The sequence below is a fragment of the Oryzicola mucosus genome, from assembly GCF_014534685.1.
Lineage (GTDB): Bacteria > Pseudomonadota > Alphaproteobacteria > Rhizobiales > Rhizobiaceae > Oryzicola > Oryzicola mucosus.
Genome location: NZ_JACVVX010000011.1, coordinates 21,426 through 37,828, shown reverse-complemented (window position 1 = coordinate 37,828; position 16,403 = coordinate 21,426). Strand labels below are relative to the sequence as shown.

The 16,403-nt window shown below is 62.4% G+C and carries 16 protein-coding genes; 9 read left to right on the top strand and 7 right to left on the bottom strand.

Features of this window, described 5'->3' with window-relative positions; genetic code table 11:
- Positions 1-34: 34 nt before the first annotated feature.
- The gene (locus ICI42_RS21845) at positions 35-985 is read left to right on the top strand and encodes an oxidoreductase (protein WP_188166726.1); all 951 of its coding nucleotides are present in this window, start codon (positions 35-37) and stop codon (positions 983-985) included.
- Between the two features lie 88 nt (positions 986-1,073).
- Here the strand turns inward: ICI42_RS21845 and tlpA are convergent, their stop codons facing one another.
- A complete protein-coding gene (gene tlpA / locus ICI42_RS21840) occupies positions 1,074-1,757 on the bottom strand; it encodes a thiol:disulfide interchange protein TlpA (protein ID WP_188166725.1) in 684 nt (227 codons plus the stop codon).
- Positions 1,758-1,789: 32 nt separating this feature from the next.
- Here tlpA and argH point away from each other — a divergent pair, with 32 nt between their 5' ends.
- From argH to ICI42_RS21820, 4 genes are all read left to right on the top strand, one after another.
- Positions 1,790-3,190, top strand: coding sequence for an argininosuccinate lyase (gene argH, locus ICI42_RS21835; protein WP_188166724.1), 1,401 nt, complete (start codon positions 1,790-1,792; stop codon positions 3,188-3,190).
- 67 nt (positions 3,191-3,257) lie between these two features.
- Positions 3,258-3,464 carry an LPS translocon maturation chaperone LptM gene (gene lptM / locus ICI42_RS21830; protein WP_188166723.1) on the top strand — a complete coding sequence of 69 codons (207 nt, stop codon included), beginning with the start codon at positions 3,258-3,260 and terminating at the stop codon, positions 3,462-3,464.
- A gap of 16 nt (positions 3,465-3,480) precedes the next feature.
- On the top strand, positions 3,481-4,749 hold the full coding sequence (gene lysA / locus ICI42_RS21825; protein WP_188166722.1) for a diaminopimelate decarboxylase: 1,269 nt from the start codon (positions 3,481-3,483) through the stop codon (positions 4,747-4,749).
- A gap of 399 nt (positions 4,750-5,148) precedes the next feature.
- Positions 5,149-7,695, top strand: coding sequence for a TIGR02302 family protein (locus tag ICI42_RS21820; RefSeq protein WP_188166721.1), 2,547 nt, complete (start codon positions 5,149-5,151; stop codon positions 7,693-7,695).
- A 32-nt stretch (positions 7,696-7,727) separates the two neighbouring features.
- On the opposite strand, the gene ICI42_RS21815 is transcribed toward ICI42_RS21820, so the two are convergent.
- Positions 7,728-8,723, bottom strand: a complete 996-nt coding sequence (locus tag ICI42_RS21815) for a DUF2125 domain-containing protein (RefSeq protein ID WP_188166720.1) — start codon at positions 8,721-8,723, stop codon at positions 7,728-7,730.
- A gap of 64 nt (positions 8,724-8,787) precedes the next feature.
- Here ICI42_RS21815 and ICI42_RS21810 point away from each other — a divergent pair, with 64 nt between their 5' ends.
- Positions 8,788-9,315: a gamma-glutamylcyclotransferase gene (locus ICI42_RS21810; RefSeq protein WP_188166719.1), complete on the top strand. Its 528-nt coding sequence runs from the start codon at positions 8,788-8,790 to the stop codon at positions 9,313-9,315.
- Between the two features lie 250 nt (positions 9,316-9,565).
- Here the strand turns inward: ICI42_RS21810 and ICI42_RS21805 are convergent, their stop codons facing one another.
- The 4 genes from ICI42_RS21805 to ftsE form a co-directional block, all read right to left on the bottom strand.
- Positions 9,566-10,354, bottom strand: a complete 789-nt coding sequence (locus ICI42_RS21805) for a lysophospholipid acyltransferase family protein (protein WP_188166718.1) — start codon at positions 10,352-10,354, stop codon at positions 9,566-9,568.
- A gap of 65 nt (positions 10,355-10,419) precedes the next feature.
- The gene (locus ICI42_RS21800) at positions 10,420-11,133 is read right to left on the bottom strand and encodes a YdcF family protein (RefSeq protein WP_188166717.1); all 714 of its coding nucleotides are present in this window, start codon (positions 11,131-11,133) and stop codon (positions 10,420-10,422) included.
- Between the two features lie 80 nt (positions 11,134-11,213).
- Positions 11,214-12,206 carry a cell division protein FtsX gene (locus tag ICI42_RS21795; RefSeq protein ID WP_188166716.1) on the bottom strand — a complete coding sequence of 331 codons (993 nt, stop codon included), beginning with the start codon at positions 12,204-12,206 and terminating at the stop codon, positions 11,214-11,216.
- Positions 12,199-12,858, bottom strand: coding sequence for a cell division ATP-binding protein FtsE (gene ftsE, locus ICI42_RS21790; RefSeq protein WP_188166715.1), 660 nt, complete (start codon positions 12,856-12,858; stop codon positions 12,199-12,201). The genes ICI42_RS21795 and ftsE overlap by 8 nt, the downstream gene beginning before the upstream one ends.
- A gap of 408 nt (positions 12,859-13,266) precedes the next feature.
- Between ftsE and hpt the strand changes: the two genes are divergently transcribed.
- The 3 genes from hpt (at position 13,267) to ICI42_RS21775 (ending at position 15,032) form a co-directional block, all read left to right on the top strand.
- Positions 13,267-13,809: a hypoxanthine phosphoribosyltransferase gene (gene hpt / locus ICI42_RS21785; protein ID WP_188166714.1), complete on the top strand. Its 543-nt coding sequence runs from the start codon at positions 13,267-13,269 to the stop codon at positions 13,807-13,809.
- 89 nt (positions 13,810-13,898) lie between these two features.
- Positions 13,899-14,273, top strand: a complete 375-nt coding sequence (locus ICI42_RS21780) for a response regulator (RefSeq protein ID WP_188166713.1) — start codon at positions 13,899-13,901, stop codon at positions 14,271-14,273.
- 138 nt (positions 14,274-14,411) lie between these two features.
- The gene (locus tag ICI42_RS21775; protein ID WP_188166712.1) at positions 14,412-15,032 is read left to right on the top strand and encodes a glutathione S-transferase family protein; all 621 of its coding nucleotides are present in this window, start codon (positions 14,412-14,414) and stop codon (positions 15,030-15,032) included.
- A 438-nt stretch (positions 15,033-15,470) separates the two neighbouring features.
- Here ICI42_RS21775 and ICI42_RS21770 read toward each other — a convergent pair whose 3' ends face one another.
- On the bottom strand, positions 15,471-16,397 hold the full coding sequence (locus tag ICI42_RS21770; protein ID WP_188166711.1) for a prephenate/arogenate dehydrogenase family protein: 927 nt from the start codon (positions 16,395-16,397) through the stop codon (positions 15,471-15,473).
- Between the last annotated feature and the right edge of the window lie 6 nt (positions 16,398-16,403).

Genomic DNA, 16,403 nt, shown 5'->3' with positions numbered 1-16,403 from the left:
GCAGCGATATGAATACTTCTCATGGAGATTTGACATGTCGACCCACCAGAAAGCTATAAATTCGCCATTCGATGCATTCACGACAGCGGCCGAGGTGGTGAAGGGGCATGACCTGTCTGGAAAGACAGCGATTGTCACCGGTGGTTATTCCGGTCTGGGAATTGAGACCGTGCGAGCTCTTTCATCTATCGGCGCCGATGTGATCGTCCCGGCTCGCGATCCGCAGAGGGCAAAAGCTGCACTGGCCGGCTTCGATCGCGTCGTCGTCGAGACAATGGATTTGACGGACCGCGCCTCCATCGAGCATTTCGCACGCAGGATCATCGAGCAAGGTCATAGGCTCTCAATATTGATCAACAGCGCGGGCGTGATGGCGACGCCGCTTTTTCGTGACGATGCCGGACATGAGGGACAGTTTTCAACGAACCATCTGGGCCACTTCCGTCTGGTGAAAGCGCTCTGGCCGGCTTTGATCGAGGCTCAGGGCGCCAGGGTGGTAAGCGTTTCATCGCGCGGACACCAAATTGCAGGTGTCGATTTCGATGATCTGGATTTTTTGAAGCGCCCTTACGATCGTTGGACGGCTTATGGACAGTCGAAGACGGCAAACGCTCTTTTCGCCGTCGAGCTTGATGAACGAGGCAAAGACGCAGGGATTCGTGCATTCTCGTTGCACCCGGGCCAAATTCTTACCGAACTGGCTCGGCACTTGTCCCAGGAAGATATTGCCAGCTTCAACGCCACCGATGAAAATGGCAACAGGCGTGTCGACCCGGAACGAGGAATGAAAACGCCGGAACAGGGCGCCGCGACCAGTGTCTGGGCTGCCGCCAGCCCCTTATTGAGCGACCTCGGCGGCGTTTACCTTGAGGATTGCAACGTTGCGTCAGTATATACCGGAGGAGAGGATCGCAAAGGTGTGGCCTCTTACGCCGTCGATGCGGAACACGCGAAACGGCTTTGGGAGATTTCCGAGGCTGCATGATGGTCAGTCGCAGATCCCAGCACGTCAGGCTGCTGGAACCCGTCGACACTCGCTGATCGGCTGCGGGACAATTGCCGCCGATCAAGCCTCACCGCGCCAGCGCGGTCTCGACCAGCGTCCTTGCATCGGCGCTGGCCCATTCCGCCGGGCCGTTCATATGGGAGATGAGGCAGCCGTCCTTGTCGATCAGGAGCGTCACAGGGAGGCCGAGCGCCAGTCCCCTGCCCTTCAGGTCATTGAACACCTTCATCGTGCTGTCGCGGTAAAAGCCCAGCGCGGCGACGTTGGTCTCCTGCAAAAACTTCTTCGGCTTGGCATCGTCGCCGGTGTCGACATTGATCGCCACGACCTCGAAGCTTTCGCCGCCCATCTCGCTCTCGAGCTTGTCGAGCGCGGGCATTTCGGCGCGGCACGGCGCGCACCATGTTGCCCACAGATTGACCAGAAGCGTGCGGCCGCCGTGGTCGGCGACGGTCATCGGCTTACCGTCCGGACCGTTGAAGGCAAGCGACGCCAGCGACACCGGCGGATCGGCCGGCAGCATCGCGGCGACCTCGCCGGTGGCCGCCGCGGCAACGGTCTTCGCTGTCTCGACCTTGGCCGCGCACTGCTTGTCGCCCGCATCCGACGAATCGGTTGCGACTTGCGGCCCTGCATTGTTGCCAGAAGGGCTTCCGGTGACATATACCGCCAGCGCGCCGGCCAATATGCCCGCCAGGGCTGACAGGACGATCAGGCGCGACGCGGGAAACAGTTTTCTGCGATCGGACATAGTCAAAAATTCTCCGGAGCCCGGTTACCACGATGAGCGACAAGAAGGCCAGCAACCAGATGTGGGGCGGACGTTTTGCCTCGGGCCCGGCCGCGATCATGGAGGCGATCAATGCCTCGATCGGCTTCGACCGCAAGCTCTACGCCCAGGACATAAGAGGCTCCGTCGCCCACTCCCAGATGCTGGCGCACACGGGCATTATTTCGGCTGAGGATCAACTCAAAATCGAAGGCGGCCTGAACACGATCCTGCGAGAAATCGAGGACGGCTCGTTCGAGTTCTCCACCCGCCTCGAAGACATCCACATGAACATCGAGGCACGGCTGGCCGAACTGATCGGCCCCGCCGCCGGCCGCCTGCACACCGCGCGCTCGCGCAACGACCAGGTTGCCGTCGACTTCCGCCTATGGGTCAAGGACGAGTTCCACCGTGTCGCCGCAGCGCTCAAGGGCCTCATCGCAGCCTTCCTGGAGCGCGCCGAGGAGCACGCCGGCACAGTGATGCCCGGCTTCACCCATCTGCAGACCGCGCAGCCCGTGACCTTCGGCCACCACTGCATGGCCTATGTCGAGATGTTTTCCCGCGATCTGTCTCGCGTCACCGATGCCATCGAGCGCATGAACGAGAGCCCGCTGGGAGCGGCCGCGCTTGCCGGCACCGGCTTCCCCATCGACCGCCACATGACGGCCGAAAAGCTCGGCTTCCGCGAACCCACCCGCAACTCGCTCGACAGCGTGTCCGACCGCGACTACGCGCTGGAGTTCCTGTCAGTCGCCGCCATATCCGCCACGCATCTGTCGCGCCTCGCCGAAGAGATCGTCATCTGGTCGACGCCGCAATTCGGCTTCGTCCGCCTGTCCGACAGCTTCTCCACCGGCTCCTCGATCATGCCGCAGAAAAAGAACCCCGACGCCGCCGAGCTGGTGCGCGCCAAGACCGGACGCGTCACCGGCCATCTGGTCGGCCTGCTCACCGTCATGAAGGGCCTGCCGCTGACCTATTCCAAGGATATGCAGGAGGACAAGGAAGCCGTTTTCGACGCCGCTGAAACGCTCGACCTGATGCTGGCTGCCATGACCGGCATGGTCGGCGATATGCAGATCAACGACCATGCGATGAAGAGGGCCGCGGGCTCCGGCTATTCCACCGCCACCGACCTCGCCGATTGGCTGGTGCGGGTGCTCGGCATCCCGTTCCGCGAGGCGCATCACGTCACCGGCCGCGCCGTAGCGCTTGCCGAAGAGAAGAAGGTCGGACTGGAAAGGCTTACGCTGGACGATCTCAAGTCGATCCATGACGGCATCACCGACGACATTTTTTCCGTGCTTTCGGTACAGAATTCGGTGAAGAGCCGCACCTCATTCGGCGGCACTGCGCCCGCGGAAGTCCGCAAGCAGATTCGCTATTGGAAGAAGCGGCTGGCAAAAGCCTGATAGCGGGGTGCATTGCACGCGGATTTCGGCTAGAGCCTTTTATGAACAAAGACGGATGGATCGGACGATGACGGCAGGCAAGCTTCTGGGCACGGCGGCAATGGTGGCGGCACTGGCGCTGGTTTCCGCCTGTGGCCGCAAAGGTCCGCTCGATACACCCTATGAGGCCGGTATCCAGGCCCGCAAAGACGCGCGGAGCGCAGGCCAGCCGCTGCCGCCCGAGCCCAAACCGCCGGTCGTAGACAAGCCGTTCATCCTCGATCCGCTGATCTGACCGCGAGCCTTCTTCCGTGAACCATTTCGATTACCGCGACGGCGTGCTCCACGCCGAGGACGTGTCCATACCGGCTATCGCGGCTGCCGTCGGCACGCCGTTCTACTGCTACTCCACGGCCACGCTGACGCGCCATTTCCGCGTCTTCTCGGAAGCCTTTTCCGGTCTCGATTCGCTCGTCTGCTACGCGATGAAGGCGAATTCGAACCAGGCCGTACTGAAGACCCTCGCCCGGCTTGGCGCTGGTGCCGACGTGGTCTCCGAGGGTGAGTTGCGCCGGGCGCTCGCTGCCGGCATTCCTGCAAACAAGGTGTTGTTTTCGGGCGTCGGCAAGACCATTCGCGAGATGGATTTCGCCCTGGAAGCCGGCATTCTCTGCTTCAACGTCGAATCCGAGCCGGAGCTTGAGCAACTCTCCGCCCGCGCCACCGCGCTGGGCAAGACAGCCCATGTTTCGCTGCGCATCAACCCCGATGTCGACGCCAAGACGCACAAGAAGATCTCGACCGGCAAGGCCGAGAACAAGTTCGGTGTTCCATGGCAGCGCACCCGCGAGGTTTATGCCCGCATCGCCGGACTGCCCGGCCTGCAGGCCACCGGGATCGATATGCATATCGGCAGTCAGATCACCGATCTGCAGCCTTTCGACGATGCCTTCGCACTGCTCGCGGAGATGGTCGGCACGCTGCGCGCCGATGGCCATGCGCTCGAACATGTCGATGTCGGCGGCGGCCTCGGCGTGCCCTACCGCACCGACAACAATCCCCCGCCCCTGCCCGACGCCTATTCGGCCATTGTGCGCAAGCATATGAGCGGGCTCGGCCTGAAAATCATGTTCGAACCCGGCCGCCTTCTGGTCGGCAATGCCGGCATCCTGGTGTCGGAAGTGATCTTCGTGAAGGAAGGCGATGCCAAGAACTTCCTCATCGTCAATGCGGCGATGAACGACCTGATCCGGCCTACGCTCTACGATGCGTTCCACGATATCCGGCCCGTCATCCAGCCGGCGACCGATGCCGCCTACATGAATGTCGACATCGTCGGACCCGTCTGCGAGACCGGCGACTATCTCGGGCACGACCGCAACCTGCCGAAGCTGAAGACGGGCGACCTCATCGCCGTCGGCACGGCCGGCGCCTATGGCGCGGTCCAGGCCTCGACCTATAACACACGCCTGCTGATTCCCGAGGTGCTGGTCAATGGCGACGCCTTCCACGTCATCCGCCCGCGCGAAACCTATGAAGAGCTGATCGGACGCGATTCCATCCCCGCCTGGCTCGACTGAGAGCCGCTTGCGGTGCCGCCCAGGCCCCTCAGTGGCGCCGGGTGATAAACCGCCGTGATTGACGACCTTTTTTGTAAACTATAGTTTACAAAAAAGGTCGTAAGACCGCTGTTTTTTCCGATTGGTGAAGAACCTCAGAGATATCCGAGCGAGAGTTCGGATACAGGTTCGCATTGACCGTCTCGAAGTCGGCCACTTCGGCGATGCCAACCCAGCTCGGCGTCATGCGGGCGCTAGGCCTCAGCCTCGCGGCGAAAAAGTCGGAAGCCGCCTGACGTGTCGGGGTGAACACACGGCTGCTTCTTCACGATTTCGCGACGCGCCTCGCCTTTGCCTCTATTGATGCTATTCTCTAACAAAGTAGCTGCGTCCCTGACGCCGCATCACCCGGAAAGGCCGATGACGGAACCTCAGAGCACAGGCAATCACGATACGCTCGCATCGCGCCTCGGCGCCCGGCGCTTCCTGACAGGTGCCACGCTGTTGGTCGAGCGGGCCTGGCCCTTGGTGCTGCCGCTTCTGATCACAATTAGCCTCTTTGCCAGCCTGTCCTGGCTCGGCGTGTTCCGCATCGTGCCTGAGTGGGCGCGTCTGGTGCTCCTGGGCTTCGCGGCACTTGCTCTGCTCGGTTCGCTCTATCCCCTGCGCTATCTCCGCCTGCCCGCCCGCACCGAAATCGACCGCCGCATCGAAAGCGCCAATGCACTGGAACACACGCCGGTCCTGGTCCAGCACGACCGTCTGACCGGCAATGAAGACAGCTTTTCCCAAGCTTTGTGGCAGGAACACCGCCGCCGCATGGCCGACAAACTCAAGGGTCTCGGCGGCGACCTGCCCCGCGCCGGCATGCCTGAGCGCGATCCCTGGGGCCTGCGGTCGGCTGTCGCCCTGCTTCTGGTCGCAGCCTTTGCCTTTTCCTTCGGCCCAATGGGCGGCGATCTGCGAGACGGCTTTCGCGCCCACAGCGGCGCAGAGGCAGTCCCCCCCCGCATCGACGCCTGGATCACGCCGCCTGCCTATACCGGCAAGGCGCCGATTTTCCTTGCCGCCAATATCGAGCCGAACCCTGCCCCAATCGTCGTGCCCGAAGGTAGCGACCTTGCGCTGCGGATAACCGGCGGACCGGGCAACGAGACGCTGACCTTCACGGATATGGCTGAAAAATCGGCAGAAATCCCCCCCATGGCCGCTGCGGCCGACACGCCGGCACCTGCTGGAAGCCCGTCAGCGGCACCGCGCCAGTTCACCGGAAAACTCGATACCGACGGTACGCTGGCGCTCGCCACCGATGGCGAAACCCTGGCAAGCTGGCACTTCGCGGTCACCCCGGACAAGGCCCCGGCGATCCGTTTTGCCGGCGAACCGCGACAGGCCGCCAACGGCACGCTGGAACTCAGCTATGTCATTGAGGACGATTACGGCGCGGCCACAGCCAAGTCGGATTTCAAGCTGACCGACGCTCAGAAACCCGGGGCCCGTCCGCTCTATACCGCCCCTGAAATGCCCTTGGCGCTGCCGCGCGGCAACAATCGCGACAAGCCGGCGCGCTCCACGCGCGACCTGACCGAACATGTCTGGGCCGGCGTTCCCGTCGACCTGACGCTGCTCGCCACCGACGATGCCGGCCAGGAGGCCAGGAGCGAGACAAAAACCTTCATCCTGCCGGAAAAACAATTCCTCAACCCGCTGGCCCGCGCCGTCATCGAGCAGCGCCGCATGCTTGGGCTCGACGCCAACGCCAAGCCGGAGGTGATGGGCCTGATCGATGCGATCACGCTGCGGCCGGAGGACACGTTCGACAACACTGCGAACTATCTCGCCATCATGAGCGCGCGAAGCCGCCTCAATATGGCAAAGTCCGAAGACGAGTTGCGCGGCGTGGTCGACTATTTCTGGGAGATCGCCCTTGGCATTGAGCAGGGCTCGCTCTCGGATGCCGAACGCCGCTTGCAGGCCGCCCAGAAGGCGTTGCAGGAAGCCCTGGAAAACGGCGCCAGCGACGAGGAGATCGAACAGCGCATGGCAGAACTGCGCCAGGCAATGGACGAGTTTCTGCGCGAATTCGCCCAGCGGTCGCAGCAGAATCAGAACCAGGCGCAGATGCCGGAGAATATGCAGACGCTGCGCCAGAGCGATCTGGATAAGATGATGGACCAGATCGAAAACCTCGCCAAGTCGGGAAACCGCGACAAGGCTCAGGAACTGCTGTCGCAATTGCAGGACATGATGAACAACCTGCAGATGGCGCGCCCGCAGCAGGGTCAGCAAGGCCAGCAGAACAGCGAGATGCGCCAGCAGATGGACAAGCTGGGCGAGATCATGCGCCGCCAGCAGGAGATGATGAACGAGACCCACCGCATGGATCAGATGCAGCGCGGCCAGCAGGGTGACCAGGGCGAGCAGCAGCCGGGCCAACAGGGACAGCAAGGTCAGGGCCGGCCGATGACGCCGGAAGAGTTCGCCGACGCGATGCGGCAGTTGCAGGAAGGCCAGGGCCAGTTGCAGCAGGATCTCCAGGGCTTGCAGAAAGGCCTTGAAGGTCTGGGCATCCAGCCGGGCGAAGGCTTTGGCCAGGCCGGCGAGGCCATGGGCGAAGCGGAAGGCTCTCTTGGACGCGGCGAAGGCGAGAACGCCGTTGGCGAACAGGGTCGCGCGCTGGAGGCGTTGCGCCAAGGCGCGCAAGACATGATGCAGCAGTTGCAGGCCATGCAAGGCGACGAAGGCGGGGGCCAGGAAGGCGGACGTCAGCAGAGCTCCGACCGCGACCCGCTCGGCCGCCCCCGTGCCACGACCGGACCGGACTTCGGCGATTCCGTCATTGTGCCTGACGAGATCGACGTCCAACGCGCCCGTCAGATCCTCGAAGCCATCCGCAAGCGTCTCGGCAATGCGCTGAGCCCCGACCTGGAACGCAGCTATCTCGAACGCCTGCTGCAATTGCAGTAGGTTAACGCCTCCACCCACTTAAGGCGTTCGGGTCAAATCGGCGGGATTTTCGCCAGCGTAAAGAATGAAAAACCGACGCGCCCCTTATTGATGGATACGGGCGCGCGGGTCTGGCCGCCCGCCTGGATCGCCAGCAGGATGTTGCGGATATTGCTGCCCTGTTCGGGGATGGCTCCCGCCAGGACATCGCCAAGCTTTCCGGTGTTTTGCCATGAGACCGTCAGTTGCGCGTCGATCAGCCCGTCCTGGTCGATGGAAAACGGACCGCTGAGCGAAATGCTGGCGCCGTCCGCCGAAAGCTGCAGCTGGTGGATTATGCCCGATTTTCCGCGCAGCCCTTCAGGCCCGGGGCGCTCCAGCAGCAACGGCACGCCGCCGTTGAGCGTGACATCACTGGCGCCGTCGAGAGGCGGCAAGGTACGCTCGCCCAAGATGTTCTGGTCGATCTCGAGGCCGTTGACCGTACCAGCCCAATTGAGATCGTCGCCGGTAGGTACGAGATGCCCCTCCATTGTGCCGGCATTGAACAGGAAGACCGGGTCGCCCTCTTCCGGATCGGTCTGAACGGAAAGGCCTTCGGCCTGCAGCGAAATGCGCTGCGGCAACGGCCGGGCCAGACGAACGCTGGCCTTGAGGTCATCCCAATCGATCCACAGCGGCGCCATGCCGGGAGCCTCGGTGCGCAGCGGGCCGTCGAGTTGCGCCACGGTCAGGAACGGTTGGAACAGCTGTGCCGCCGTTCTGAAACGACCGGCGGACGCCGCGATGCGGCGGCCGTTGTCCTGATAGTCGAGGCCATCGCACGTCAAGCCGATGCGCATGGGGAATCCCTCGACGCGGCGATTCAGACATTCCGCGACAACGTCGCCATTGTTGACACGTGTCAAGCCCGCATCGACCTCGCGCTCGATACGGCCTGCCAACCAGAGCCAGCCGGCGGTATAGCCGCCGAACAGCACCACGACGAGCACGGTCAGCCAAAGGATACGACGGCCGTAATTGGGTTTCCGGGCGGTCCTTGACGGCATGCTGCGGCTCTCGCTAGGGCTGTGGATGCGGCTTTTCCGCTTATCTGTTGTTTGGTGCTGCGATATGGGCGATTTTTGGGTGTTTGGCTATGGCTCGCTGATGTGGCGGCCGGGATTCGCACATATCGAAACGCAACGTGCGCGTCTGTTCGGCTTCAGGCGCGCACTCTGCATCCATTCGCATATCTATCGCGGCACGCCGGAACGGCCAGGGCTCGTCATGGGGCTGGATCGCGGAGGCTCCTGCGTCGGTCTCGCCTTTCGTGTGCCGGGAGACCTGCGCGACGAGGTCGTCGGCTATCTGCGCGAACGCGAACTGGTCACCAGCGTCTATCTCGAGCGCACCCTGCCGTTGAAGCTTGCAAGCGGCACAATCGCGCCGGCTATCTGCTATGTCGCCGACATCCATCACGAGCAATATGCCGGGCATCTCGATCCGGCGGATGCAGCCGCCATCGTATCCGGCGCGGTCGGCCAGTCCGGACCGAACGAGGAGTATGTACTCAACACGCTGGAGCATCTCCGCGCGCTCGGTATCCGCGATCACTGGCTGGAAGAGGTCGGACGGCTGATTAGAGCCTTTCATGGTTAGTTGGAAACAGTTCTGTTTCTCCGATGGCGAGACAATCCGGCAGGAGAGGCCCGCAGGTCGATGGGGTTCCATCGTCCAAGCGGCTCGACGTACCGGGTGTCCGCCAGCGGGAAACCCTTCGGGCCGGGTTAATTCGGGCCAAATCCTTCGGGCTTCGACTCGGCCGTAGCACCACTACGACCTCGCCTCATCCCTCGACCTTGTCCCGAATTTCCTCCGGCAGAACGATTCCAACTAATCATGAAAGGCTCTAGCCGATCGTCACGCCGAGTTCCTGCAGCCGCTTGACTGCGGTCGGCGGCATCGGCGGCGGATTTTCCGAGCGCGCTGCCTCGATCAGCAGCGCATCGCATCCGGCCTCTGTCTCCGCGATCAGGCGCTGCATGAACACCTCCTTGTCCAATCCCGGAGGGATCGGAGCCAGGAACCGCGCCTTGATGATGCCGGGATGACGCAGGAACTTGCGGCGCGGCCAATAAAGCCCCGCGACATGGGCGACCGGAACGACCGGCATGCCGAGCGCGGCGTAGATTTCGGCGATGCCCCATTTGTAGGCCGGCTCTGCCCCGGGCGGCCGGCGGGTGCCTTCGGGATAGATGATGAGCTGGCGATCGTGCTCCATCTCCTTCTTCGTCAGCACCAGCACCTTCTTCAATGCGGCGGCGCGTTTGCCCCGGTCCACGGGGATCATCCGCATCTTCTGGATGTACCAGCCGAAGAACGGAATCCAGGTCAGCTCGCGCTTGAGGATGTAGAGCGGGTCGCGCAGATAGGGAAAGAAGGCAATCGTATCCCAGAAGGACTGATGCTTCGGCGCCAGGATGAAGGAGCCTGCCGGCAGGTTTTCCATGCCGGTGATCTCGCTCCTGGTCCCGGCGATCTTTTCCTGCAGCCACAGGCTGGTGCGCGACCAGAATTTCGGCACGAACCAGGCACGGTGGCGCGGCGACATGAAGTAATAGGGCGTCCAGAAGATCATCTGGAGCACCAGGTTGGCGTAGAAGGCGGCGTTGAAAGCCAGAGAACGTATTTGCAGCATGAACGAGAAGCCCGCGCGGTTTCCCGCTCGTTACACGATGCCCCTCGAAATGGAAACCGGCTGATTCAATCCGGCGATGCGGCGAGGATCTTCAAACCGTCCGGCGTCTGCCGCAACGGCAGAACGGCGCGGCCCAGCGAGAACAAATATTTGTTGTACTCGGTGAACAGAACCCGCAGCGCCTCGGGCTTGGTCAGCCATTCGCCATTGTCGAGCTTCGAGTTGACCACCGGATAGGGGCTCAGTTCCGCGCCCTCCAGCAGACGGCTCATTTCCAGCATCGTGCGGGGCATATGGTAGTTGTTGGTGACGAGGATCACCTGGTCATAATCATGGTCGCGCACCCATTTTGCGCTTTCCTCGGCGTTTCCGATGGTGTCGAGCGCGGCATGATCGATGTCGACGCAACAGGAAAACAGGCTCTTGTCGCCACCGGTCGCAGCCTGCAGCGATTTGCGCCCGGCTGCCGGATGCACGCCGCTGATCAACAGCCTCGCACCCTTGCCCGACTTGAGCAGATCGACGGCGGCGTCGATGCGCGACTGACCACCGGTCAGAACGATGATCGCATCGGCCTTGGGCGGGTTGTCTGGGGTGGTCATGCGGCTGACATAGGTGGCAAAAGCAGCAAAGCCGCCGAAGAACACCAGGGCGAGCGACAGGACGACGACAATGAGGATAGACACAAAACGCACATGAAAAGGCTTCCGCGACCGGTTCGTGCCGGTAGCGTTTTCAGGACCCCGCAGATAGTCCGCGTCGGCCGTTTCGTGGCTCATGGCCTAACCGTTAGCCTGCAAACGAGGCGTTTGATACGACCGGATCGACACATTGAATTACGTCGTGTTGTCATCCGTGATCACATCCCGTCATGGTGGTTTACATCGATCTCGCTGAGATAACGCACGACAGTCAAATGGGATGTCGCCGCCGTTAAAAATCCAATCAGGGCGACAATGGCGGCCACGCCCAGATACCCATTGAGCCCGATGGAGAAGTTGCCGAACAGAGCCGTTGCCTGGTCGGCCTGCGGCGTTGCGAGGTTGCGCGACGACCACCAGGAGAAGACAATGAAGACGATGACGGCGGCGACACCGCCAGCGGCCGCTCCCTTCATCCCCGTCAGCAGGAAATGCCGGTGAAACTCGCGGGCGATGAAGCGCGCTTCCGCGCCGACGAAATGCAGAACCTCGATGATATGGCCGTTGCCGGCCATGGCGCCGCGCGTGGCGAAGACGACGCAGAGCACGGTGGCGGCCAGAATCAGCCCCAGCACCGAAAAGCCGATGGTGACGGTGGTGCGCGCCATCGCCACCAGCCTGTCGACCCAGGTGCGGTGGTCGTCCAGCGTCGCCGATGGGTAGAGCGGCGAGATCGCAGCGCGCATCGCCTGGAAATCGGGCGGATTGTCCTCGTCCAGGGTGACGATGACGAGGCGCGGTACGGGCAGGTCGTCAATGTTGATGCCGGCACCCAGCCAGGGTTCGAGCAGGCGCGTGGTGGCGGCACGGTCGACGATGCTGGTGCCGCGCACGCCTGGAAAATCCGTCGCCATGCGGGACACGTCCTGCAGCGCCTTTTCCATGTCGAGCCCGTCGACAGGTTTGATCTGGATCGTCGCCTCTCGCGAAATCTGGTTTTCCCAGATCGAAGCGGTATCGCGGACGAGCGACACCGCCCCAAAGGTCAGGCAGGACAAAAACGTCATGATCGCGATGACCAGGATCAGCGCCCGGCCGGCAATGTTTTGCGAGGGCACGATGGGTGTGGCACGGCGCTTCGCGCGCGTCTGCGGGCGGCTTGTGCCCTCCTGCAGGCCGTCTTCGCGGTCTTCGGCCACGGTCTCACTCATAGACGTCTAGCCTGCCGCCGCTGAGGATAAGGCGTCGCGCGTCGACCTGGTCCATCAGGCCGAGATCGTGGGTGGCGATGACGACGGCGGTGCCGAGCCTGTTGAGCTCAATGAAGAGCCGGAGCAGGCGGCGAGCCAGAGGCGGATCGACATTGCCGGTCGGCTCGTCGGCCAACAGGACTTCCGGCTGCTCGATCAGGGCACGCGCAATGGCCGCGCGCTGCTTCTCCCCGCCCGACAAGATCGGCGGCAGCACATGCATGCGGTCGCCGAGCCCGACCCATTTGAGCAGTTCGGTCACGTCGGTGCGGTAGCTCGCCTCCTCGCGGCCGCGCACGCGCAGCGGCAGGGCGACATTCTCGTAAGTGGTCATGTGGTCGAGCAGGCGGAAGTCCTGGAACACGACGCCGATGCGCCTGCGCAGCAAAGGCAATTCGTGCCGGGTGATGCGGGCGCGGTCCTTGCCGAAGACGGTGATCAGCCCGCGTGTCGGCTTGAGCGACAAGAACAGCAGCCGCAAAAGCGTCGTCTTGCCGGCGCCGGACGGGCCGCTGAGGAACTGGAACGACCGCTCGGGAATATGCAGCGTCACATCCCGGAGGATTTCAGGACCCATACCGTAGCGGAGGCCGACATTCTCGAAACGGATCACTGTGCCGCAGACCTTGGTTTGTTCGACCCCGTGGGGTTTAGCGGGTTTCCAGCCGCATTGTGGTGGTTTTCAGGCGCTCGCCAGCCGCATCCGGCGACCTCAAATCAACAGCTGTTCGCCGAATCGACCTTCGGCCCGCATGGTTAATCACCGGTTAATGCGGCTTATATCAAGACCATTATCGACCCGGCACCAAGCAGTCCCTGCGCAGGGTAGCCGCCCGGCGACATAAAAACTCCGTGCAGTGCTCTAAAAAGCCCCGGTTCAGCCGCACAGGTTGGGGAAAGCGGGCTGTCGGATGGCTTTGGACGGCATATTTGTCTTTTCCAGCAGCCTCGACCTGCCTAGAACGGGATGAAGACCATCTCGGTTTTCGCCGAGCAGGCAAGCGGAACAAGGTGAGCAGTTATGCCAGTCGTGCGCGGCAAGGAAATCGAAGTCCTGTATTCGGCGTCCGCCATAGCGCGCCGCAATCTCGAACTCGCCAAGGACATCGCCTCACGCGACTATGAAGACCTGTTGGTCATCTCGGTGCTGAAGGGTTCGTTCATCTTCGCTGCCGACCTGATTCGCGCCATGCACGATGTCGGCCTGTCGCCCGAGGTCGAGTTCATCTTCATATCGAGCTATGGCGCCGGCACCACCAGCGGCGAGGTGAAGGTGCTGCGCGACATCGACAACGACGTTGCCGGTCGCGATGTGCTGTTGATCGACGACATCCTGGAATCCGGCAAGACGCTCAAATTCGCGCGCGAATTGATGCTGTCGCGCGGCGCCAAAAGTTGCTCGCTCGCCGTGCTTCTCGACAAGAGCGTCCGCCGCAAGGTCGATCTGGAGGCGGATTATGTCGGTTTCGACTGTCCCGATTATTTCGTCGTCGGCTACGGCATGGATGTGGCGCATGCCTTCCGGGAACTGCCTTTTGTCGGCATCGTCAAGGGAGATGCTTAAAAGGACGGGGCCTACCATTCGTTAAGCATCAGCTCGACTAAGTCAGCGCGCTTCAGGAATCGTCAACCTGTCCCGGCAAATATCGCGCCATGGCAAAGATACTCATTGTTGAAGACGACGACTCTGTCCGCTCCCTCGCAGCCCGCGCGCTCGAACGCGACGGACATGCCGTCGACACCGCAGCCGATGGTGCCCAGGGCTTGGATCGCATCCAGGCCTCCGCCGGCGGCTATGACCTGATCCTGTCCGACATCCGCATGCCGGAGATGGACGGCATCGAAATGGCGATGAAGGCGGCGACGCATTTTCCGAAGCTGCCGATCCTGCTGATGACCGGCTATGCCGACCAGCGCGAGCGGGCCGAAGAGTTGAGCCTGGTCATCAAGGACGTGATGCAGAAGCCGTTCACTTTGTCCGAGTTGCGTGCCGGCGTAGCCCGAAGCCTGACCAGCCTGGCGGCCTGAAGCCGTTTAGCAGGCGAGGCTTAAGATCGCGGATCGCCACTCCGGCCCAGGCTTTTTTCGATGACGATGCGACCTCCTGACAATCTGCTGTCAGGAGCATGGTGATAGTCTCCTCTCATTCACGATAAGGAGGACGGCATGATCACTTTCTACCACGCACCCTGGTCGCGCGCTTCGGGCATTTTCTGGCTGCTCGAGGAACTGGGCGAGCCCTATGAAATGAAGATGGTGGATATTCGCGGCACCGTGCCGGAGGAGTACCGCGCCATCCAGCCCAACAAGAAGGTGCCCGCGATCGTCCATGACGGCACCACGGTCACCGAGCGCGCGGCGATTTCGATCTATCTTTGCGAGCAGTTTCCGCAAGCCGGTCTGATGCCTGCGCCCGGCGATCCCGACCGTGCCGCGTTCCTGACCTGGCTCACCTATGCCGATGGCGTCATGGACCCGGTCTTGGCGGCTAAAGCCAACGGCCATGAGTATATGGGCAAGAGCTATTCCTACGGCTCCTTCACCGAAATGATCAACAATGTCGAGAAGACGCTGTCGTCTCGCCCCTATATCGCCGGCGATCGCTTCACGGCTGCCGACATCCAGATCGGCGGCGGCCTCCAATACGGCATGTTCGCGCTGAAGGTCGTGCCGCAGAAGCCTGTCTTCCTCGACTATGTGCAACGGCTTTCGGAGCGCCCGGCCTATAAGGCATCCTTCGGCCGGGACATGGAAATGGCCAGAGAGCAAGGCCTGCCCGGCGCTTGAGCAACAGGTGCGTCCTTCGAGGCTCGCCCATTGAAGATTTTTGCTCTGATTTACAGCGTCTTGCGGGCTCGCACCTCAGGATGAGGGCGGTCGTGAGGAATGTTACCCCGCGGGCTTTGTTCCGGGCCGCCGGGACCTTTCGCGTCGTCACGGAATGGATTTCCGGGTTTCCGCCTTCGCTGCGCTCGGCTCCACCCGGGAATGACGAAGGCTTGGATGGCGGGTGTCAATCGACGACGTCGGATATTGGCGGAGACATCTCTACCTTCGTCATTCACGGGCAAGCGAGGCATCGCCGAGCGCGACCCGGGAATCCATTCCGTAACTTTTGAGATACAAGGGCGACAGCAGAAAGAGGCGCGGGTAATCTCCCCCACCAAGGGGGAGATTACCCTGTATTGATTGTGGGCATTCATCGTTCAGCTGTGGCAGCCCGCCCTACTTCCGCTCGGCGGCCTGACGACCAAAGTCGGGCGCATCCGTATCCTGGCCGGCCTCGACGATGGAGCGGCGGATGGCACGGGTGCGGGTGAAGATGTCGAACAGCTTGTCGCCATCGCCCCAGCGGATTGCCCGCTGCAGCGACGCCAAATCCTCGGAGAACCGCGATAGCATTTCCAGGATCGCGTCCTTGTTGTGCAGGCAGACGTCGCGCCACATGGTCGGATCGGAGGCAGCCAGACGGGTGAAGTCGCGGAAACCGGAAGCGGAGTATTTGATGACCTCCGACTTGGTCACCGTCTCCAGATCATCGGCGGTGCCGACGATGTTGTAGGCGATGATATGCGGGAGGTGCGAGACGATCGCCAGCGTCATGTCGTGATGAGTAGCGTCCATCGTGTCGATGTTGGAGCCGCAGCGGCGCCAGAACTCGGAGAGCTTTTCCAGCGCCTCGGCATCGGTGTCCGGCAGCGGCGTGAAGATGCACCAGCGATTGGTGAACAAATCGGCGAAGCCGGCATCGGGGCCCGATTTTTCCGTACCCGCCAGCGGGTGGCCGGGGATGAAATGAACGCCTTCCGGCACGAAGGGCTGCATCTGCGCGATGACGGAAGCCTTGGTGGAGCCGACGTCGGTGAGGATACAACCTTTCCTCAGCGAAGGCGCGATGTCCTCGGCGACCGCGCCGGACGAGCCGACCGGAACCGACACGATGACGAGATCGGCGTCGCGCACCGCATCCCTGGCGTCGGTGGAGTAGCTGTCGCCCAGTCCGAGCTCTTCGGCGCGGGCGAGCGTGGCGGCGCTGCGGGTGGAGATAGCGATGTGGCCGGCGAGGTTTTCGCGCCGAATGACGCGAGCGAGGGAAGACCCGATCAGCCCTATGCCGACAAGGGCGATCTTTTCAAACAGGGGAGAAGGCATTTTTCT